The organism is Tyzzerella sp. An114 (assembly GCF_002161055.1).
GTDB lineage: Bacteria > Bacillota > Clostridia > Lachnospirales > Anaerotignaceae > Fimicola > Fimicola cottocaccae.
Map to the genome: position 1 here is coordinate 24,812 of NZ_NFLT01000006.1, position 21,345 is coordinate 46,156.

Annotated in this window: 23 protein-coding genes, 2 tRNA genes and 1 other RNA gene; 6 read left to right on the top strand and 20 right to left on the bottom strand. The window is 30.0% G+C overall.

Going from position 1 to position 21,345, the window contains the following annotated elements; all coding sequences use genetic code 11:
* The first annotated feature begins 8 nt into the window (after positions 1-8).
* On the top strand, positions 9-962 hold the full coding sequence (locus B5E58_RS07050) for a CPBP family intramembrane glutamic endopeptidase (protein WP_088108991.1): 954 nt from the start codon (positions 9-11) through the stop codon (positions 960-962).
* 31 nt (positions 963-993) lie between these two features.
* On the opposite strand, the gene nrdR is transcribed toward B5E58_RS07050, so the two are convergent.
* Both nrdR and B5E58_RS07060 read right to left on the bottom strand, forming a co-directional pair.
* A complete protein-coding gene (gene nrdR / locus B5E58_RS07055; protein ID WP_088108992.1) occupies positions 994-1,458 on the bottom strand; it encodes a transcriptional regulator NrdR in 465 nt (154 codons plus the stop codon).
* A 93-nt stretch (positions 1,459-1,551) separates the two neighbouring features.
* Positions 1,552-1,812 carry a YlmC/YmxH family sporulation protein gene (locus B5E58_RS07060; RefSeq protein ID WP_088108993.1) on the bottom strand — a complete coding sequence of 87 codons (261 nt, stop codon included), beginning with the start codon at positions 1,810-1,812 and terminating at the stop codon, positions 1,552-1,554.
* Between the two features lie 195 nt (positions 1,813-2,007).
* On the opposite strand from B5E58_RS07060, the gene B5E58_RS07065 reads away from it, so the two are divergent.
* The 4 genes from B5E58_RS07065 to B5E58_RS07080 all read left to right on the top strand — a co-directional run bounded on the left by B5E58_RS07065 (position 2,008) and on the right by B5E58_RS07080 (position 5,257).
* The gene (locus B5E58_RS07065) at positions 2,008-4,335 is read left to right on the top strand and encodes an anaerobic ribonucleoside triphosphate reductase (protein ID WP_088108994.1); all 2,328 of its coding nucleotides are present in this window, start codon (positions 2,008-2,010) and stop codon (positions 4,333-4,335) included.
* Between the two features lie 83 nt (positions 4,336-4,418).
* The gene (gene nrdG / locus B5E58_RS07070) at positions 4,419-4,925 is read left to right on the top strand and encodes an anaerobic ribonucleoside-triphosphate reductase activating protein (RefSeq protein ID WP_088108995.1); all 507 of its coding nucleotides are present in this window, start codon (positions 4,419-4,421) and stop codon (positions 4,923-4,925) included.
* 171 nt (positions 4,926-5,096) lie between these two features.
* A tRNA-Lys gene (locus tag B5E58_RS07075) sits at positions 5,097-5,169 on the top strand.
* Between the two features lie 15 nt (positions 5,170-5,184).
* Positions 5,185-5,257 (top strand) — tRNA-Lys (locus B5E58_RS07080).
* A gap of 69 nt (positions 5,258-5,326) precedes the next feature.
* On the opposite strand, the gene B5E58_RS07085 is transcribed toward B5E58_RS07080, so the two are convergent.
* The 12 genes from B5E58_RS07085 to secG all read right to left on the bottom strand — a co-directional run bounded on the left by B5E58_RS07085 (position 5,327) and on the right by secG (position 17,501).
* Positions 5,327-5,866 (bottom strand): hypothetical protein, encoded by a 540-nt coding sequence (locus B5E58_RS07085; protein ID WP_088108996.1) that lies wholly within the window; start codon positions 5,864-5,866, stop codon positions 5,327-5,329.
* A 109-nt stretch (positions 5,867-5,975) separates the two neighbouring features.
* Entirely contained in the window at positions 5,976-8,342 is a 2,367-nt protein-coding gene (locus B5E58_RS07090; RefSeq protein WP_088108997.1) for a heavy metal translocating P-type ATPase, read from the bottom strand.
* 85 nt (positions 8,343-8,427) lie between these two features.
* A complete protein-coding gene (locus B5E58_RS07095; protein ID WP_088108998.1) occupies positions 8,428-8,817 on the bottom strand; it encodes an ArsR/SmtB family transcription factor in 390 nt (129 codons plus the stop codon).
* A 60-nt stretch (positions 8,818-8,877) separates the two neighbouring features.
* Positions 8,878-9,750 (bottom strand): patatin-like phospholipase family protein, encoded by an 873-nt coding sequence (locus B5E58_RS07100; RefSeq protein ID WP_088108999.1) that lies wholly within the window; start codon positions 9,748-9,750, stop codon positions 8,878-8,880.
* Positions 9,751-9,859: 109 nt separating this feature from the next.
* Positions 9,860-10,777, bottom strand: coding sequence for a LysR family transcriptional regulator (locus B5E58_RS07105; protein WP_088109000.1), 918 nt, complete (start codon positions 10,775-10,777; stop codon positions 9,860-9,862).
* Between the two features lie 188 nt (positions 10,778-10,965).
* Entirely contained in the window at positions 10,966-11,901 is a 936-nt protein-coding gene (locus B5E58_RS07110; protein ID WP_158097693.1) for an alpha/beta fold hydrolase, read from the bottom strand.
* A gap of 160 nt (positions 11,902-12,061) precedes the next feature.
* Entirely contained in the window at positions 12,062-12,880 is an 819-nt protein-coding gene (locus B5E58_RS07115; RefSeq protein WP_242956623.1) for a stalk domain-containing protein, read from the bottom strand.
* A gap of 146 nt (positions 12,881-13,026) precedes the next feature.
* Positions 13,027-13,379: a transfer-messenger RNA gene (gene ssrA / locus B5E58_RS07120) on the bottom strand.
* 35 nt (positions 13,380-13,414) lie between these two features.
* On the bottom strand, positions 13,415-13,888 hold the full coding sequence (gene smpB, locus B5E58_RS07125; protein WP_088109002.1) for an SsrA-binding protein SmpB: 474 nt from the start codon (positions 13,886-13,888) through the stop codon (positions 13,415-13,417).
* 123 nt (positions 13,889-14,011) lie between these two features.
* Entirely contained in the window at positions 14,012-14,926 is a 915-nt protein-coding gene (locus B5E58_RS07130) for a ketopantoate reductase family protein (protein WP_088109003.1), read from the bottom strand.
* 21 nt (positions 14,927-14,947) lie between these two features.
* Positions 14,948-17,116 (bottom strand): ribonuclease R, encoded by a 2,169-nt coding sequence (gene rnr / locus B5E58_RS07135; RefSeq protein ID WP_088109004.1) that lies wholly within the window; start codon positions 17,114-17,116, stop codon positions 14,948-14,950.
* A 142-nt stretch (positions 17,117-17,258) separates the two neighbouring features.
* Positions 17,259-17,501 carry a preprotein translocase subunit SecG gene (gene secG, locus B5E58_RS07140; protein WP_088109005.1) on the bottom strand — a complete coding sequence of 81 codons (243 nt, stop codon included), beginning with the start codon at positions 17,499-17,501 and terminating at the stop codon, positions 17,259-17,261.
* A gap of 170 nt (positions 17,502-17,671) precedes the next feature.
* On the opposite strand from secG, the gene purE reads away from it, so the two are divergent.
* Positions 17,672-18,187: a 5-(carboxyamino)imidazole ribonucleotide mutase gene (purE, locus tag B5E58_RS07145; RefSeq protein ID WP_088109006.1), complete on the top strand. Its 516-nt coding sequence runs from the start codon at positions 17,672-17,674 to the stop codon at positions 18,185-18,187.
* 29 nt (positions 18,188-18,216) lie between these two features.
* On the opposite strand, the gene B5E58_RS07150 is transcribed toward purE, so the two are convergent.
* From B5E58_RS07150 to B5E58_RS13435, 6 genes are read right to left on the bottom strand one after another with little or no spacing between them, the layout of a single operon-like run.
* Positions 18,217-18,756, bottom strand: coding sequence for a putative phage tail protein (locus B5E58_RS07150; protein WP_158097694.1), 540 nt, complete (start codon positions 18,754-18,756; stop codon positions 18,217-18,219).
* 1 nt (position 18,757) lies between these two features.
* Positions 18,758-19,828: a baseplate J/gp47 family protein gene (locus tag B5E58_RS07155; RefSeq protein WP_088109008.1), complete on the bottom strand. Its 1,071-nt coding sequence runs from the start codon at positions 19,826-19,828 to the stop codon at positions 18,758-18,760.
* On the bottom strand, positions 19,828-20,232 hold the full coding sequence (locus tag B5E58_RS07160) for a DUF2634 domain-containing protein (protein WP_158097695.1): 405 nt from the start codon (positions 20,230-20,232) through the stop codon (positions 19,828-19,830). Before B5E58_RS07160 ends, B5E58_RS07155 begins: the two co-directional genes overlap by 1 nt.
* Positions 20,233-20,243: 11 nt before the next feature.
* On the bottom strand, positions 20,244-20,552 hold the full coding sequence (locus B5E58_RS07165) for a DUF2577 family protein (RefSeq protein WP_088109010.1): 309 nt from the start codon (positions 20,550-20,552) through the stop codon (positions 20,244-20,246).
* A 15-nt stretch (positions 20,553-20,567) separates the two neighbouring features.
* Positions 20,568-21,191, bottom strand: coding sequence for a hypothetical protein (locus B5E58_RS07170; protein ID WP_143597245.1), 624 nt, complete (start codon positions 21,189-21,191; stop codon positions 20,568-20,570).
* Between the two features lie 5 nt (positions 21,192-21,196).
* The gene (locus B5E58_RS13435) at positions 21,197-21,343 is read right to left on the bottom strand and encodes a hypothetical protein (protein ID WP_158097696.1); all 147 of its coding nucleotides are present in this window, start codon (positions 21,341-21,343) and stop codon (positions 21,197-21,199) included.
* Positions 21,344-21,345 lie beyond the last annotated feature (2 nt).

Genomic DNA, 21,345 nt, shown 5'->3' on the forward strand with positions numbered 1-21,345 from the left:
GGTGTTCGATGAGTAGTATACAAAAAACAAATTTATTTGTATTATTTTTATTTGTATTACAATTTATTTTAGGGCTTTTTTGGTCTTCTTTGATGACAATGGTTAATATGCCTATTGTAATTAATATGATACTCAGTCAGATATGTATGTTTGGAATACCAACTATACTATACTTTATAATTACAAAATCTAATGTTAAAGACACTTTAAGTATTAAACCAATAAGTCCACTAAATATACTTATAATAGTAGCAATATCAATATTTATACAGCCTATAATGACTGTTTTAAGTGCATTAACAACAATATTTTTTCCTAATAATGTTACAACAATGCTTACAGAGACAGCAAAAATACCTGTATGGCTTACTATTATTGCTACCGCTTTAACACCGGCAATATTTGAAGAAATAATTTTTAGAGGAATTGTATTTTCTGGATATAGAACAACAAGTCTTTTAAAGGCATCTATTATGACAGGACTTCTTTTTGGTCTTATACACTGTGATGCACAACAATTTTTATATGCTTTCGTTATGGGAATATTTTTCTGTTTTCTTGTTTATAGAACAGGTTCAATATTCGCTTCAATGATATCTCATTTTACTATAAATGGCTCACAGGTTCTACTTTCAACTATTTTGATGTCATCTATGTCACCAGAGGAATTATTAAAAAGTACAACAAACACTAATATATCAGATATAATAGCATCTCTTATAAGTAGTATATTTTTAGCTTGTATAACAGCTCCTATATTGATACTTCTTATATGGGCATTTATAAAAATAAATAAAAAACCTGAAATTCCTGAAGGTAAAATATATTATAATCTTCCAAAACAAAAACAGGATTTTATCGCCGGAAAACCTTTGGCAGGAATACTTCTTATATATTTTTTACAGGTAATAATAATTCCTTTTGCATATATTATTGTATATGTATTTCAAAATATAACTTAAACAAAAAAAAGGTATGCATAAGCATACCTTTTTATATTCTATTTTTTTCTTTAAGAAGTTTCTCAAGTTCGTCCATAAATGTGTTTATATCCTTAAACTGTCTATAAACAGAGGCAAATCTTACATATGCAACTTCATCAACTTCTTTAAGTCTATCCATAACCATATTACCAAGCTCTTTACTATCAACCTCTTTTTCAAGACGGTTCATAACAGTGTTTTCTATATCATCTGCAATAGCTTCTATCTGGTTCATTGTAACAGGTCTTTTATTACAGGATTTCATCATTCCGTTAATAAGTTTATTTTTATCAAAAATTTCCCTTGTATTATCACTTTTTATGACAGTTATAGGAATAGTATCTACTCTCTCATAAGTAGTAAATCTTTTACCACATTTTTCACAAACTCGTCTTCTTCTTATGGCAGAGTTTTCTTCCTGTGACCTTGAGTCAACTACTTTTGTATCTGGATTATTACAAAAAGGACACTTCATAGACACCCTCCTTACAGTAAATTGTTTAATTACGTATTAAGTATACTTTATACATTTTGTAAAATCAAGTAAAACAATCAAATATATAGTATTTTAAGGCACATTTCTTAGCATATCTTCTGTTTTTCCATCAACAAGTATTATATCGTCACCTATTTTAACAATACAAGACCAAGGTATACAATATTCTTCTTCACTGCAAAATATTCCCCAAAATTTTCCTTCAATAGGTATTATTATGGAAAGTATTCTTGCTGTTTTCGTATCAATTTCCAAATCCCTTATATAACCATATCTCGTTCCATCACAAATATTTATCACTTCTTTATTTTTTAGTTCAGAAAAACGCTCCATTTTTACCTCCAAAAAAATTTTTTCGCTCTATAAATACTATGCTTATGCCCTTTAACGAATACTGCTCAAAAACTGAATATTGACTTTAAAAATCTGTTTTAGTACAATATATTCAATCTTCCCAAAAATTTAAAACTATATATTGTGTTTTTGTTTTTGGGAAACACTAGAAATTTTATCGGGGGGTTAGGAAACATGGTTAACTGTATAAAAAAGAGAGACGGTAGACTTGCTCAGTTTGATATAAACAAAATAGCTGATGCAATATCAAAAGCTTTTGAAGCGTCAACAGGAAAAAAGGAATATTCACTTTGTCTTGACCTTGCAAAACAGACAGTAAAAGAATTTGATACATCAGAAACAGTTGAACCTAATGTTGAACAGATACAAGATGCTGTTGAAAAAGTCCTTATCAAAAACGGATTTGTCTCAACTGCAAAATCATATATACTTTATAGAGCTGAAAGAACTCGTATAAGAAACATGAACGGAAGACTTATGAAGACTTTCGAGGACATCACTTATAAAGATGCAACAGACAGCGATATAAAGAGAGAAAATGCTAATATTGACGGTAACACAGCTATGGGAGCTATGTTAAAATATGGTTCTGAAGGGGCAAAACATTTCAATGAAATGTATGTTTTAAAACCTGAATTTTCAGAGGCTCACAGAAACGGTGATATTCATATTCACGACTTAGATTTCTATACTTTAACAACAACTTGCTGTCAAATTGATATTTTAAAACTTTTTAAAGACGGTTTTTCCACAGGTCATGGAGTTTTAAGAGAGCCTAACGATATTGCAAGTTATTCATCTTTAGCTTGTATAGCCATACAGTCAAATCAAAATGACCAGCATGGTGGTCAATCAATAGTAAACTTTGATTATGGTCTTGCTCCTGGTGTAAAAAAGACATATAAAAAGAGATATTGCCAAGACCTTTCATCTGCAATAGAACTTATATGCGGCGAAGTTACTGGACCTGAAATTAAAAAAATACACAAAACACTTATTGATAAAGGACTTTGGCCAACTCTTGACTACAATGAAGAATATCTTAAAGCAGAAAAAGAAATGCTTTTGGACATAGGAATAGATGAAAGTATTATTGAAAAATGCCAGAAATTCGCCCGCACAAAGGCTGAGGAAGAAACAGACAAAGCAACATATCAGGCTATGGAATCATTAATACACAACCTTAATACAATGCATTCTAGAGCCGGTGCTCAGACACCTTTCTCATCAATAAACTATGGTATGGATACATCAACAGAGGGAAGAATGGTTGTTAAAAACGTTCTTCTTGTTACTGAAGTAGGTTTAGGAAACGGTGAAACACCTATATTCCCTATACAGATATTCAGAGTAAAAGACGGTATAAACTTTAATCCAGGGGAACCTAACTATGACCTTTTTAGATTAGCTTGTAGAGTAAGTGCAAAACGTCTTTTCCCTAACTTCTCTTTTCAGGACGCTCCTTTCAATCTTCAGTATTATAAAGGCACTCCTGAAACAGAAATAGCTTATATGGGCTGTCGTACAAGAGTTATAGGAAATGTATACGACCCTGAAAGAGAAATATCAAATGGCAGAGGAAATTTAAGTTTTACAACAATAAATCTTCCAAGAATAGCAATTCTTGCAGAAAAAAATATTGAATGGTTCTATGAAGAACTTGACAGAAAAATAGACCTTGTTTTTGAACAGCTTCTTGAAAGATTTGAAATTCAAGCTAAGAAAAAAGTTAATAACTATCCTTTCCTTATGGGTGAAGGTGTATGGATTGACAGTGAAAAATTAAACTATAATGATGAAGTAAGAGAAATACTCAAACATGGTACTCTTTCAGTAGGATTTATAGGTCTTGCAGAGTGTCTTAAAGCTCTTATTGGTGTTCATCATGGTGAAAGTGAGACTGCTCAGGCTTTAGGTCTTGAAATAGTTGGTCATATGAGAAGAAGAATGGACGAAATGTCAGAGAAAACTCACTTAAACTTCTCACTTCTGGCAACTCCTGCTGAAGGTCTTTCCGGAAGGTTTGTAAAAATAGATAAAAAGAAATTTGGCATTATAGAAGGTATAACAGATAAAGAGTATTATACAAACTCTTTCCATATACCTGTATATTTCCCTATAAGTGCATTCAAAAAAATACAGCTTGAAGCTCCTTACCATGCACTTACTAATGCCGGTCATATATCTTATGTAGAACTTGATGGAGACCCTGCTAAAAATGTTGATGCCTTTGAGAAAGTTGTAAGATATATGAAAACTCAAGGAATTGGATATGGTTCAATAAACCACCCTGTTGACAGAGACCCTGTTTGTGGATATAGCGGAATAATTGGTGATACTTGTCCAAAATGTGGCAGAACAGAAGATGAAGGACCTAAATTCCAGAGAATAAGACGTATAACAGGTTATCTTGTAGGTACTCTTGACAGATTTAACGATGCAAAACGTGCCGAAGTTAGAGACAGAGTTAAACACTCAATATCAATGAAAGATATAAAATAAAATAAAACAAAATAAAAAGGTCTGCTGTTTTTAAGCAGACCTTTTATAAATTATATTATAAAATTTTTAAAAAGGGGTATATTATGGATATAAGAATTTCAGATGTAGCAAATGACTCCATAGTTGACGGTCAAGGACTTAGACTTACTGTATTTACTCAAGGCTGCCCTCATCACTGCAAAGGCTGTCATAATCCACAAACTCATGATTTTAAAGGCGGAAAAATAGTTGATACTAATGATATTATAAAATTGGCAGAAGAAAATCCTATACTTGACGGAATAACATTATCAGGTGGAGAACCTTTCATGCAGGCTGAAAGCTGTAACGATATAGCTTTAAAAGCAAAAAAAATAGGTCTTAATATATGGACATACACAGGATTTACATTTGAGGAAATATTAAACTCAAATGATAAAAACAAAATTGAACTTTTGAAAAATACTGATGTTCTTGTTGATGGAAAATTTATTGAAGAAGAACGTTCCCTTGAACTTAATTTCTGTGGAAGCAGAAATCAAAGGGTAATAGATATTAAAAAGACTATTGAAAACAATAATAATATTGTATTAAAATCATTTGACTTTTAAAACACGGTTTAATCCGTGTTTCATTTTCAAAAAAGCCCCATAAATCATTAATTTTATAGATTTTTTAAAAATTTTAAAATTTTTTATATTTTTTTCAAAAAAAGTGTTGACAAAAATCAAAATAATTAATATAATAGTTTCGTTGCTGTGAGTTAACAGTAAATTTAATGAGGGTCATTAGCTCAGTTGGTAGAGCACTGGACTTTTAATCCAGGTGTCCCGGGTTCGAGCCCCGGATGACTCACTTTTAACTTAATAAGGGTCATTAGCTCAGTTGGTAGAGCACTGGACTTTTAATCCAGGTGTCCCGGGTTCGAGCCCCGGATGGCTCACTTTTTAAAACAGTCTATTAAAGACTGTTTTTTTGTTTATAGAATAAAAAAAGAACAGTTCTCTTTAAATTAGAACTGCTCTCTACAAACTGTACATATTCCACATTTTTCACTTGTTTCAAATTCCAAATATCTTTTTAACTGCATCAATAGACATTCTTTATTATATAGAAGCCACATAACTTCCCCTAACTTCTCCATTCTATCTCTACAATCTTTAAACTCAAAATTTTCATAATTATAATGGTGTATTTTAACAACATCCCTATTACTATAAAGTATAAAGTACTTTCCATTAGGTTTTACAATGTCTACATGTTCAATCAAAATTTTCATATTTTCAGGTATATTATAATCAACTACAAAATCAAATTTTTTATCATTGATATTTTTTTCCAAACCACAAAATATAACTTCACTTTCAAAATTATTATATGAAACAATAATATTTTCTTTATTAGCTTTTTCTGCTATAATACGGGCACTCTCACTGTCTCTAAAAAACACAACACCCTTTGATTTTTTGTTTTTAATTATAAAATCAAAAAGCTCATCTATTTTATATTTTGTTTTTGAAACACTTATTTCAACAAATGTATTATAATCCATAAATTTTCTCCAAAAAAAATAAAAGCTGACATATTATCAGCTTTTATTATATATTTCAAAATTTATTTTTTCAATATTTCAGCACAAACAGCCATATTTTTGTCACAGACTACTTTAATTTTTTTCTCATAGAGTTTAAAACAGCAATTACAGCAACACCAACATCAGCAAATACAGCAGCCCACATTCCAGCAATACCTAATGCACCAAGAACAAGAACTATAAGTTTTACACCTATTGCAAAAACTATATTCATATTAACAATTTTTATTGTGTTCTTAGCAATCTGTATTCCCTCATAAAGTTTTGATACACAATCATTCATAATTACAACATCAGATGCTTCAATGGCAGAGTCTGAACCTATTCCACCCATAGCAACACCTATATCAGCTCTTGCAAGAACAGGGGCATCATTTACACCATCACCAATAAAGGCTGTCTTACCCTTTGATTTTGACAATATTTCTTCAAGTTTAGATACTTTGTCCTGTGGAAGAAGTTCTGCATAGTAATTATCTATATTAAGCTCTTTTGAAACATCTCTTGCATTTTTATCTGTATCACCTGTAAGCATTACAATATTTTTAACACCTACATTTTTTAATTTCTTTATAGCTTCATAACTGTCAGGCTTTATTATATCAGAAACGTTTAAACTTCCCATAAATTTTCCATTTAATGATATATATACAACACTTCCTGCATAATTATTTCTTACAAATGGAACATTATATTTTTTCATAAGTTTTTCATTTCCGGCAAGTATTTCTCCCTTTTCACATACCGCCTTTATACCCATACCGCTTATTTCTTCATACTCTGTACATTCAAAAATATCAATATTATTATTTTTGCAATATTCAGAAATAGAAATAGCTATTGGGTGATTTGACATTTTTTCAACTGTATATGCCAATGATAAAATATTTTTACTATCAATATTTTCATAAGGCTCAATATGACTTACTTTAAATACACCTTCTGTTATTGTTCCTGTTTTATCAAATACAACAGTCTCTATCTCAGAAAGACTTGTCATATAGCTACTTCCTTTAACTAATATACCATTTTTAGACGCCTCACCTATTCCAGAAAAGAAACCAAGAGGAACAGACAATACAAGGGCACATGGGCAAGATATTACAAGGAATGTAAGAGCTCTCATTACCCAAATTGATAAATCCTTTTCAGGAGTTATTATAGAAGGTATAAAAGCAAGGGCAATTGCTCCAAAAACAACAGCTGGTGTATAAACTCTCGCAAATTTTGTTATAAACTGCTCTGTTTTTGATTTTTTAGCTGAAGCATTTTCAACAAGCTCAAGTATTTTAACAACTGTTGACTCTCCAAAAGTCTTTGTTGCTTTTATTTTTAAAACTCCGTTTAAATTTATTGTACCGCTTAAAACTTCGTCATTTACACCTACACCTCTGGGCACAGACTCTCCTGTTATAGCTGATGTATCAAGTCTGCTTTCACCATATATTACAACACCATCAAGAGCTATTCTCTCTCCCGGTTTTACAACAACAATATCACCTATTGAAACATTTTCAGGAGATGTACTTAATACTTTACCATCAATTTCAACATTTACTTTGTCTGGTCTTAAATCCATAAGACTTCTTATAGATTTTCTTGATTTTTCAACAGCCATATGCTGGAATGTCTCTCCAACTTGATAGAAGAACATTACAAATACAGCCTCAGGTAATTCTCCAAGTATTATTGCTCCTATTGTTGATACTGACATTAAAAAGTTCTCATCAAAGACATTTCCTTTAAATATATTTTTTAAAGCTGTTATTATTACATCATATCCAAATATTATATAAGATAGTATATAAAACAAAACTCCAAAATTATTATCTCTACTAATAAAAGAAGCTAAAATAAATAATATTCCACCTGATATAAATCTGTATTTTATAGGAAACTCAAAAGGTTTTTTTTCAGTATGTTCATGTTCTCCACAACTACAACTTCCATCATGACAATGAGTATGTTCATGACTGTTATTTTCTTTTATTGAAACTTCCACATCAGGCTCAAGTTTATTTACAATATTTTTTATTTTATTGTAAACATCTATTTTACTTCCTCCATCATCAATAGTTATGCTCATTTCTTTATTCATAAAATTAAGTTGTGCTGATTTTACAAAATCAATCTGCGATGAAGCAGTCTCTATTTTTGAGGCACAATTTGCACAATTTAATCCCTTTAATGTTATTATAAAGGGTTTTGATGTATTTATTTCATAGACCTTAACATCTGGTTCATATTTATTTACTATTGTCTTTACAGTTTTTAATGTATTGTCATGATTATCATTTGTTTTTACTTCCATTTCTTGATTTAATATATTCAAAAAAACGTTTTCATCACCAAAAATACTTTTTGTATCTTTTTCGATTTTAGCCCCACAATTTGCACAGGTTAGACCTTCCACCTTAATCTTTATACTATTCATTTTTACACCTCTTTTTTATATTTTTATTTGAACATTCATTCATATATATCTTATTTTTTTAGGGCAGTTTTACTGCCCATAAAATCTATTTTATATAACCTTTTTTATGTCCTATATGGCTTATTCCAGCTTGAAGAACATCTTTTACATGATAATCATCAAGAGAATATATAACAGCTTTTCCCTCTTTTCTAAACTTTACAAGGTCGCTTTGTCTCAATACTCTAAGTTGATGAGATACAGCAGATTGGGTCATAGAAAGTTTTTCAGCTATGTCTCCAACACACATATCTTTTTCAAGAAGAAGATGTAAAAGTTTAAGTCTTGTAGAGTCACCAAAAACTTTGAAAAAGTCAGCAATATCATATATAAATTCTTCATCTTTTTCAATAATATTTTCATCGCTAACATTTTCGATTATGCTGTTCATTTCTTCAATTTCTTTGCTTTTTTTATTTTTTTTACCCTTCGCCATATCATTCTCCTTACTTTATATGAACAACTATTCAACTATTATGTGATAATAGTAATATATTTATATGTCTTTGTCAATAGTATTAAGCCATATTTTTAAGTCTTTAAATTTTTTTGCAGTCTCCATATATCCTTCTTTGTAAAGTTCAAATATTTTTCTTCTGTCTTTTTCAACTCTACCTACATTTATAGGTTCTTCAGGGCGTATTATAAAAACTTTTCCTTCTTTTTCTAACTGTTCGGCAAATTCAACTTCATCATTATAGTTTTTATATCTATTTTCAATGGCATTTGAAAGACCTTTAAAATTTTTATATTTTAATCCTGAAAGTTTATTTGTCACCTTAGAAGGTTTTTTCCTATATCCTTTATTTCTTGTAAGAACTACAATATTATATTCATAACCGTCATCTATTGCTCTTTTTAAAGGAATTGATGAAGATATTCCACCATCCATATAAGCTTTACCGTCTATAATAACCTCATTTGACAAAAATGGAAGGCTACTTGAGGCTCTTACTGCATCAAACAATTTTTCTTGTGAACACTGACTTTTATAAAAATACTCTGGCTCTCCTGTAACACAGTTTGTCACTCCCACAGCCAGCTCTTGTTTTGAATTTTCAAAAGTTTCATAATCAAAAGGCAATAATTTTTCTGAAAGCTCTCCGAAAATAAAGTCAAATCCAAAAATATCTCCTGTTTTCACAAGATTTCTAAAACTTAAATATCTTTTATCTCTCACAAATTTAAGAGCAATATCTTTATCTCTGCCCTTCTGTTTAGCAATATATGTTAAACCATGGCAAGCTCCGGCAGAAACTCCGGCAACATAAGGGAAATACATATTTTTCTTTATAAAGAAATCCAAAACACCAGCTGTATATATTCCCCTCATTCCGCCTCCTTCAAGTATAATTCCAACCTTTTTCATTAAACATCACTTTCTTTCATAATTAGTATTATTATAACAATATACGAATAAATTTTATTTAATATTTCATGTTATCAAAAAAGCACCGTAAAATCGGTGCTTTTAAAAATTATTTTTTAATTTTTATGTCCATAATGTCACAAAATCCCTTTGCAGAGTTTGAGAGTCCTACACCTTTAAGTTTTACAAGTCCTATACTTCTAGGTGGAACAGGTGGATTTAAAGGTATCTCAAATATATTTTCGTTATCAATTTCTTTTGTAAATTCTTTTATTGTAAATGTCAAACCAAGATTTATTTTTACAAAATCAAGAAGTATATCACTGCTTCCAAGCTCTATTATAGGATTAAGCTTTATACCATTTTCCAATGTAAATTTATCAATATATCTTCTTGTATTACTTAAATCCTCAAGAAGTAAAAGAGGATATTTTTCAATATCATCAAGATTTACACCTTTTTCAGAAAGCTCTTTAAATTTTGAACCTCCAACAAGACAATCATGTATTTCAAGACACTCAATAACATCAAAATCATTTGAGTTTTCTATTGGCAGATTTACAAAACATACATCTACATTTCCACTTTTTAATAATTTAAGTGATTCATAGGTTGTTTTGTTTGTAACCTTTATATTTATGTTAGGATAAAGGCTATTAAATTTTTCAAGATAAAGCATAAGATAGTTTGCTATTACAGTGTCACTAGCTCCTATTCTTATTTCTCCCGCCTCAAGATTGACCATCTCAAAATATTTCTTCTCTGCTGTCTTTATAAGACTTAAAGCCTGCTCAAGATATTCATAGAGCATACTTCCTTCCGGTGTTGTTCTTACACCCTTTGTTGTTCTTACAAGTAAAGGACTTCCCATTCTGTCCTCAAGCTGTCTCACAGACATACTTACAGCTGGCTGTGAAATATAAAGTTCTTTGGCTGCTGCTGACATATTTCCCGTTCTGACAACAGCACAATAAATTTTGTATAAATCTAGCGATATATCCAGATTTAAGTGTTCTCCTTTTTGCAAATTAATTCCCCCAAATATAAATAAAATTTATAAAATATAGTAAAAATATTAAAAATACTTATTACTTTTTTTATTATAATAATAATTCTTGGGAAAATCAACACATTTTATTTAAAAAAGCCTATAAAATCAAGGTTTAACACAATTAAAATAAAAATTTTATATGTTTTTCACAAAAACACAATTGTTCATATCATTTTTTTGCATATCCATTTTTCTATATCACTATACACTTTAAACTTATTTTTTTCATTTAATACTTCATGTCTCATACCTTTATATATAACAATATCAGTGTCAACACACTCTTTTTTAAGTTTTCTGTAAACCTCTCTTACTCCTTTTCCAAAGTTTCCAACAGGGTCTTCACTGCCTGATACAAGTAACACAGGTATTCTCTTGTCAAAGCCTTTATACCATTCTTTAGATGAGACTTCTTTTAAAACACTAAAAAGGTCATTATATCCTGCATAGGTGAATATAAAACCACATTTTTCATCTTCAATAAATTCATTAACTACATTATCATCAGAGCATATCCAATCAAAATCTGTATTTTTATTTTCATATCTTGAGTTATAAGCACCAAAAGCTAATTTATTTACAAAATTTCCTCTTTCTTTTCCTTTTCCTCTATCCATTTTAATTGAGCATATTTTTATGCCTGTAGCTATCAAAGGATTACTTCCACTTGTTCCTATAAATACAGCTGATTTTATATACTCTGGATATCTATAAACAAAACTTCTTCCGAGAAAAGAACCCATACTATGACCTATTACAGTTATAGGCAATTTAGGAAACATATTTTTTACCATAACATTAACATGGTGTATATCCTTAATAAGTTTTACATAATTATACTTACCTTCTCCAAAATATCCCAAATCATCAATATTTTTTGCACTTCTTCCATGTCCTATATGGTCATTGCCACAAACAACATATCCTTTTGATGCTAAAAAACAAGCAAAATTTTCATATCTCAAAATATGTTCTGCCATTCCATGAATAAGTTGTACTATACCTTTGTATTCTTTCTTGTTTTCATCAATCCATATACAGCCATATATATTTGAAATTCCATCTGATGAATTAAAATTAAACTCTTTTCTTGTTATCATAAAAATCATCTCCTAAAATTTATATGATATATTTTTGTCTTTAATAATATAAAATATTTTAAATTAAATTACTATATTTTTTTATAACAATAATATACAAACAGTTTAAAAATATATTAAAAAACAAAAAACTGTGATAATATATCACAGTTTTTATAAATTATTTTGTTACTTCAAACCATACTCCACCTGTACCATCATAATTTTCTCCATAAACAACTTTAGGATGTGTATCTGATTTATCAACAAGAAAAGCTATATATCCCTCTGTTGTTCCACCTTTATAAACAGATGCATTAAATCTTGGCTCAGGTTCAACAACAGTTTCTCTTTTATATTCTGAATTTGAACCACTAAATGGAGTAAAATCATATTCATCAAAGTTTACAGCTTTATCATCTTCAACATCTATAACTTCAGCTTTAACATCTATAAGTATATATTCTTTTCCATCTGGTGCTTCATCATTAAACATATTTGCTCTTTTTATCATATTCCAAGCAGATGTTCCTCTATATGCAGATGTTATTTTTAATTTTACAGTATAATCAGTTCCATAATCACTTTCATATTTATAAATTTGTTCTGTTCCAACAGGAGCAGGATTTGTTCTTGAATATTCCTTTGAATTAGTTATAACATTTTCTGTTTCTTCTTTTTTAGTATCTTCTTCATAATCATTTTTTGGTACTTCTGTCATTTTGCTATTAAGTAAAACTGTATTTGTTTTTCCATCCCAACTTACATCTTTTCCAACAGCTTCGCCAACAGCTCTTACTGGAAGATACGTTGTTCCATCATATATAAACGGCTCTTTATCTGTTGATAATTGTTTACCATCTACAAGAATTTTAATATTATTATATGTAACAGGAATATTCATCTGACTTACTTTTGCAAAAGCAACAGGTACTACATTAAATATCATTGTTGCTATAATTCCTCCTGATATCATATATTTAAGTTTTTGAAATTTCATGATAATCCCCCCTAAAATAAATATATTGTAATTATACATCTAATTAATTTATAAAACAATAACCATTTTTTCCAAAAAATAATAAAAATAGCTTAATTTGCAATAAAAAAACAACCTAATTATCAAAATAATTAGGTTGTTTAAAAAAATGGAGATGAGGAGAATCGAACTCCTGTCCGAAGGCCTCTCCACAAAAACTTCTCCCATCACAGTTGCTCTTTTGACATTCCCTCAGATAACCGCCGAACAACAGGCTTTTACCTTCAGTAGCTTCATGTTTCTTTTTCCTCCGCAAAGCTTAGGAGAAAAAGTGCCTCACAAGGTCGACGCTGGTAACTTCAACTGTGAGCAATCGAAGGCCAACGGGCAGCAGCTTAGGCTGCCATTAAAGAATAATCTTTGTCGTTTCTTTTTAAAAATTTTAGGCATTTTGACGCAGTTACCAAGTGCGGATGGCTATTCTCGTTTACAAAACCCCCGTCGAAACCATTGCATCCCCAAAATGCAGTATAATTCTTTTTATATATAAAATCATTATACTGTGAGATTACGAATTTTAAATTCTTTTTCAGCTTCACGACGCTGGTCGTTTTTAGCTATGGTCTGACGTTTGTCATAAAGTTTCTTACCTTTTGCAATACCAATATCAACCTTTACAAGACTTCTATCAAAGTATACTTTTAAAGGAACAACAGTATATCCTGCAATAGTTATCTTACCAAGTATTTTATTTATCTCACTTTTATGAAGTAAAAGTTTTCTTGTACGCAGAGGGTCTTTATTAAATATGTTTCCCTGCTCATAAGGGCTGATATGCATATTATAAATAAAAGCCTCTCTATTTTCAATTTTAATAAAACTTTCTTTGAGACTACATTTTCCCATTCTCAAAGATTTAACCTCTGTACCAGCAAGTGAAATTCCTGCTTGATAAGTATCTTCTATAAAATAATCATGATAAGCTTTTTTATTTTGGGCAATAAGTCTGCTTCCTTTTTCTTTAGCCATGCATACCACCTCCTTAAATTCACTCAGTGTTTTTTATTATAGCATAATCCTAAAAAAAATCAATATACTTATTATTACAATATAATTACATATTTCGGGCGATAAAATCGCCCGAAACAAATTTTAAAGATACATTTTTTCAATAGATTTTATAAGACAATATAAAGTTTCATTTACAGGTACACTAACTCCTGCTTTTTTAGCAATTTTTATAAGGTCTCCTGCAAAATATTCAATCTCTGTCTTTCTCTTATTTTCAACATCCTGTAATGTTGATGTTTTAAGTTCAGGCTCAAGAGATTTAAGCCTTCTATCATAATCATATACATCTTCAACAGGAAGATAAATACCTAAAGCCTTTGCAACTTCAACAACTTCCATCATAGCTTTAAAAAGCACATCATGAAGTTCCTCTATTTCAAGGAATTTTCCATATCCATTTCCAACAATAGCTGAAACCTGATTTGAACCTATATTTATAATCCATTTTCTCCACTGAGCACTTATCATGTCAACAGGTATTTCATTAGGTATATCAGCTTTATCAAAAACCTCTTTAACAGCTAAAACACTTTTTGAAGGGTTACTATTTTTAGGATTTCCAAATTTTATAATACCTTTATCACTGCTATAAACTCCATCTTCTGTTCTCTCCGCTGTAATATATACAAGCCCAAGAAGAACATCATTTTCAGGAAAAGCCTTTTTAAGTCTATCCCCTGCTGTTACACCGTTTAAAAGTGTAAGTATAACAGTATTATCATCTATAATATTTCTTATCTCGTCAAAGCTATCTTCAAGTTGATAATTTTTAAGAGCAACAATAAGAAAATCAAGTCTTGTTTCTGGATTTTTTGTAGAAAGGACTTTTGGAAAAATAACATCACCATTTACTTTTATACCATTATTTTTAAATCTTTCTCCTCTTGCACCTTCAGCAACAGCATAAAAGTTATCACCAAAAGTTCTTAAAAGCTCTTTAGCATAGACACCACCTATGGCACCCATGCCCATTATACCAATTTTTTCTAAACTCATAACAATATACCTCCCGATTAATTACATTATGTCAATAACTTCAGGCTCGTCAACAAAAATAAAGTCAATATTTCTAAGTTCTCTGTCAACTTTGAAAACCTGAACAAAAACTTTCTGTCCGAGAGAGTATGTTTTTTGAGTTCTCTCTCCCACAAGTCTCATATTTCTATCATCAAAAATATAAAAATCATCATCAATATAGTTTACAGAAACCATACCTTCAACAGTATTAGGAAGTTCAACATATATTCCCCAGCTTGTAACACCAGATATAACTCCCTCATAGATTTGACCGATTTTATCCTCCATAAACTGAACCATTTTAAGTTTGTCTGTTTCTCTTTCAGCTTCTTCAGCAACACGCTCTCTAACAGAACACTGTTTTGCTATTTCAGGCATTTTCTTATTAAGGCTCTTTTCACGTTTAGAAGAAAGTCCATTATTTCTTATACACTCTTTTATTATTCTGTGTATTTCAAGGTCTGGATAACGTCTTATAGGTGACGTAAAGTGACAATAATATTTTGCTGCCAAACCAAAATGTCCCATATTTTCAGCCATATATCTAGCTTGTTTCATACTACGAAGTACAACTCTACTTATAATATGCTCCTCAGGTTTTCCCTCAACATCAGATATAATCTGCTGAATTGATTTAGGGTGAAGCTCATCTTTTCCAGTTCCTTTAAGTCTATAACCAAAATTTCTTAAAAACTCCTCAAGTTTCTGTATCTTTTCATCATCAGGAGTTTCATGGTTTCTGAATATAAAAGGTACTTGCTGCCAGAAGAAATATTCTGCAACAGTCTCATTACAAACAAGCATAAATTCTTCTATAAGATTTGTAGCACTGTTTCTCTCATAAGGCTTAATATCAATAGGAGTCCCCTCATCATCAAGTATTATTTTAGCCTCTGGAAAATCAAAGTTTACAGAACCTCTCTTTTTACGTTTTGCAGACAGTATTTTTCTCAAGTTTTCCATATCATCAAAAAACTCAACAAAATCTGAATACTCCTGTCTTGTAGCCTCATCTTTTTCCTCTATAATCTTATTAACAGCAGTGTATGTCATTCTTCTGTCTGAATGTATAACAGACTCAACTATTCTATGGTCAACAACATTACCTTTTCTGTCAATCTCCATAATACAACTTAATGTAAGTCTGTCCTCATCAGGATTTAAAGAACATATTCCATTTGAAAGTTTATGAGGTATCATAGGTATAACTCTGTCAACTAAATATACACTTGTACCTCTCTTATAAGCTTCTTTATCAAGTGGACTGTTTTCTTTTACATAATGAGAGACATCAGCAATATGAACGCCAAGTTTATAATTACCATTTTCAAGAACTTCTATTGAAACAGCATCATCAAGGTCTTTGGCGTCCTCACCGTCTATTGTGACAGTTTTTATATTTCTTAAATCTTCTCTGCCACAAATTTCATCTGATGAGATTTCACTCTCTATATTTTCTATATAATCATAAACTTCCTTAGGAAAATCAGTAGGTAAATCAAACTGTCTTATTATAGAAAGTATATCAACACCTGGATCATTTATATGTCCAAGTATTTCTACAATTTTACCCTCAGGATTTCTTCTGCCTTCTGGGAATTTTATAATCTCAACAACTACTTTATGGCCTGTAACAGCACCCTTTGTATTATCTTTTGATACAAAAATATCATTGGCAAATTTTTTGTCATCAGGAACAACAAAGCCAAAGCCTTTTCCTCTCTCAAAAGTTCCTACAATCTGTGTCATGCCACGTTCAATAACTCTTAAAACTTCACCCTCAGCACGTTTTCCATGGTCTGCACGCTTTGTAATACGGCACATAACTTTATCTTTGTGCATAGCACCATTAACACTGTCAGCAGGTATAAATATGTCGTTAGGCTCTCCCTCAACAGTGACAAATCCAAAACCTCTAGCATGACTTGTAAATGTACCTGTATAGTAATTTAATGATTTAGGGCTCATTATTTTACCTTTTTTAGTTTCAACAGCCCTTCCCTCATTTATAAGCTCTTTTAATATATTCAAAAATAATTCCATTTCATTGGAAGGCACACTGAGCATTATAGCAATCTCAGTTGGTTTCATAGGTATATAATTTTCACTGGCAATATAATTTGCAATTTTCTCTTTTCTTTCTTCAAATAAATCAAAATTTTCTTCCATAATTATTTCACCTCTTTCGCTAAAATCAACTGTCAAAATATCATAATATTATTATACAACAAAAACAATTTAATAACCATAAATTAAAAGTTTACTTAAATATAATAAAAAAGCCCCAACTTTAAAAGTTGAGGCATAAAATTTAAGCAAAAAAATTAATAAGCAAACATATTATTAAGAATAAAGCTCCACCGATTTTTGTATATCTCTCAAGAGCTCCTTCCATAGAGCTTGCTTTATTTTTACTCCAGTATGAACCACTGTTAGCAGAATTGCCCACAGCACCAAGACCAGCAGAACGGTCAGACTGTAAAAGTATTATTGATGTTAAAATAACACTTAATATACCTAATATAACAGATAAAACAATACCTATTGTACTCATATTTGCACCTCCCCGAAAATATTTAAAATGCTTATAAGCATTAAAATCCAATGTAATTACTTTACCATAAAACCGTTATTTTATCAATAAGAACTTTAAAATACAGAATATATATGATACAATTTATAAAAAAATCAATACTTTTCAAAATATTTTTAAGAGGTGATAAAATGTCTCCACAAGTAGGAATAATAATGGGCAGTGATTCAGACCTTCCTGTTATGAGTGAAGCCGGAAAAATTTTAGACAAACTTGGTGTTTCATATGAATTAACTGTAATATCAGCTCACAGAACACCAGACAGAATGTATGAATACGCAAAAAAAGCCCATGAAAGAGGAATAAAAGTAATAATTGCAGGAGCAGGGGGAGCAGCTCATCTTCCAGGAATGACAGCAGCTTTGACAACAGTACCTGTTATAGGTGTACCTGTAAAAACAAAAGCTTTAAGTGGTGTGGACTCACTCTATTCAATAGTTCAGATGCCACCGGGAATACCAGTTGCAACAGTGGCAATAAATGGAGCACAGAATGCAGGAATACTTGCAGCTCAGATGATAGGCTCTTTTGATGAAACTATTCACGAAAATGTTGCAAAATATAAAAAAGACCTTGAAGAAATGGTTGAGAAAAAAGCTGAAAAACTTGAAAATGTAGGTTTTGAAAAATATCTTGAAGAAATGTAAAAAAAAGAGGTTAACACCTCTTTTTTTATTTATAATGATATAACACTTTCTCTCATTTCTCCTAAAGTAATTCCGCTATCTTTAATTTGACCATATGTAAATTTTTTAAAATCTCTATATCTATTATAATCAATACCTATCTCAATAATCATATTAGCAGGTATCTTTTTTCTAAGAGCATTTTTTATATAAGTCTCATGTTCTTTAACAGACAAACTTAAAAGAACATACAATTTATATTCATCAAAGCTAATTTCAATAGTATAATTATACTTTTCCAAATAACTCGAAAGCCACTTATCAAGAGTATAATAATTAAAAGGAAGAACACCAGACCATTCAGAAAGTACAACTTTTCTTCTATCTTCAAGGGTACCATAAGGCTTATCTATACCAAGAAATTTCTCACGTCTTTTTATACCTTCATCATCAGCAGTTTCAATCCAAAGATTATTCTCATATTTTTTAAAGGCATTATAAAGCTCTCCAAAAATTTTTTCTTCTACATTAAAAAGTTTTTTAAATTCATCTATATCAGCCATAAAAGAGGGAAGATGTTCAATAAGCATATTAAACCGCCTCCTCAAAAGTACCAAGAACAGGAACTTTATTATCAGAAACAATAATATTTTGTTTATTTCCATTTAAAGCAGTATCAGAAACATCAACAACACTGGCAATCTGAAGAATTCTAGCCTCAATATAACTTATTCTTACAACAAGCTCCTCATTTTCCTCCCAAGTACTTCTCAAACTTAAAAAATATTCTTCAAGAGACAACAGGGCTTCTTCCTCAATGTCCTGAAATGAAAAATCATCTTTATATATAATTTTCATAGATATATTAATATTTTCTGCAACAGCACCTTCAACAGTAACCCTATGACCAATAGGAGCAATTCCATTTCCCATACCATTCTGTTCAGGGTCAAGTTCATTTTGAACAGTTTCAACCTCAGCAGGTTTAGGAACACTGTGTTCTCTATCAGTAAAAACAATTCTCACAGTTCCACCACCATAATATACAGGATAAACCTTAACTCCACCAACAACACCAATAGACTTTACTTTATTTTTATAATCTGATATATTTCCTCCAAAAGACTCACTATTAAAACTCTCCATATATCTTTTTCTAAGGGAATTATCGTCCTCCTCGTCTTCACCGTCAGAATATATTTCTTTTATTTGAGCTTTAGCAAGTCCTTCTATAAAACCAACAGGAATAATCTCACCAGAATAAAAATTACCAATATTACCGCTTTTTTCACACTCCAACAAAAAAACACCCTGTGAAACTCTTGAAATTACAGTATAATAAATATCATTATAAGAAAATCTATCACCCTTAGACACATCAAAATAATTATTGTCACTGTCAAAAAATTCACCTACAAGAACAGCTTTAACGGCAGGTTTTCTTATAACACCTCTTTCAGCAACTCTCCTTGTCAAATCCTCACCAGTAGCAGTATCTCCATAACTTCTGTCTTGAAGCATTAAAATATCAGCATACATTTTTGCAGTTTCAGCAGAGTTAGGGGCTAAAGCATCAAAAATAATACTTCCCTGTCTTTTATCAATATTTCTTTCAATCATATTAAGTTTTTTTTCCATAAGTTCTTCATAAGTTTCATACATCAAATACTCACCTCTTTACTCTCACGAATATTTCCAAATATACTCTCAACAGTAAAAGAAACCTCTATACTATTTTTATTTTCCACAAACTGAAAATCAGAAATATTTTTTATTCTCTCATCAATAGATAAAGCATCTTTTATGCGGTTCTCTATCTCTGTAACAGCCAATTTTCTATCCATGCCTATAATATCAGAAAACTCAACACCATAATTCCAATCATAAATATCATATTTATATCTTTCAGTATTAATGATTTTAAAAATAGTATCTTTCAAAGCTTCAATACCATCTTTCTCTCCAACAATTCTATTTTTCAAAAAATCAACAGAATAGGTTTTAGAAGACATTTCACTTTCAGAATAATTATTATTAAAAATAATATTACTGTTTTCAGGCAACAAAAAAACACCTCCTAAACACAGCGTCCCAAAATAACAAACTTCTGTCCACCAAAACATTTTAAAAGTATGACAGAATCACCTATTTTAATTTCATTATCAGTATTACCAACACATTCTCCATGAGTTTCAACATTAACTTTAACATTTTGATTTACAATATTATTAGTTTTATAAATAAATTCTTCAGTAAGTTTCAAACCATTATCAATTCCAATAATAATAGGTGAAACAGATATAACATCACCAAAAACAACAGTATCAGGAACTATATTTTTTGCAGTATCATAAGCAATATTTTTTATAACATCAATGACAGCCATAGTCACCTCCAAAAATCAAAAACCTTTTCCAGAACAATTATATTCCCTCAAAAGTCTTTCCTCCAAAGCATCAAAAATATAATCACAGTCTATATTTTCACATACATTTTTATTTTCATATATATTTTCAACATTTTCATAATTGTTATATGTATTTTCATTTTTATACTGTTCATAAATATTATTATCATAAACACGGTTATATCTTTTATAAATATTCTTAAAATCAAATATTTTTAAATCATCATTATATATATAGCTATTAAAAAAACTATCAAAATGCTCCATATAATAAAAATCATTAAAAACAAAATCATTTTTTGATTTCAAATACTCATAATAAAAATTTTCAGAATAATTTTTAACAATATTATAAAAATCATCAAAATATTTATTATCTTTAAAATAAATATTTTCATATATATTTTTATTAAACTCTGAAACATTAAAAAAATTATTTAAAAAACTTTCTGTATTTTGATAAACATAACCATTATTATTTTCATCAAATTTTTTATAAATTTGACTATTTTTTTTAATATCATCAGAATATAAAGAAAACAATTCTATATCATAATCAAAGTCAAACCAATTATAAAATTTTTCAAATATATCAAAAAAGTATTCAATATAATCCAAAAATATCACCTTTCCCCTTCAATCTCTCTCAAAACGTCACAGGAAGCAAATATAAAAGCCCTCTCATTTCTTCCCATATCAAAAAGATTTTTAGGAGTTATTCCAAAATCTCGGAGAGCAAGGAAAGCATAAGCACTTTCCCCACCCTCCATAA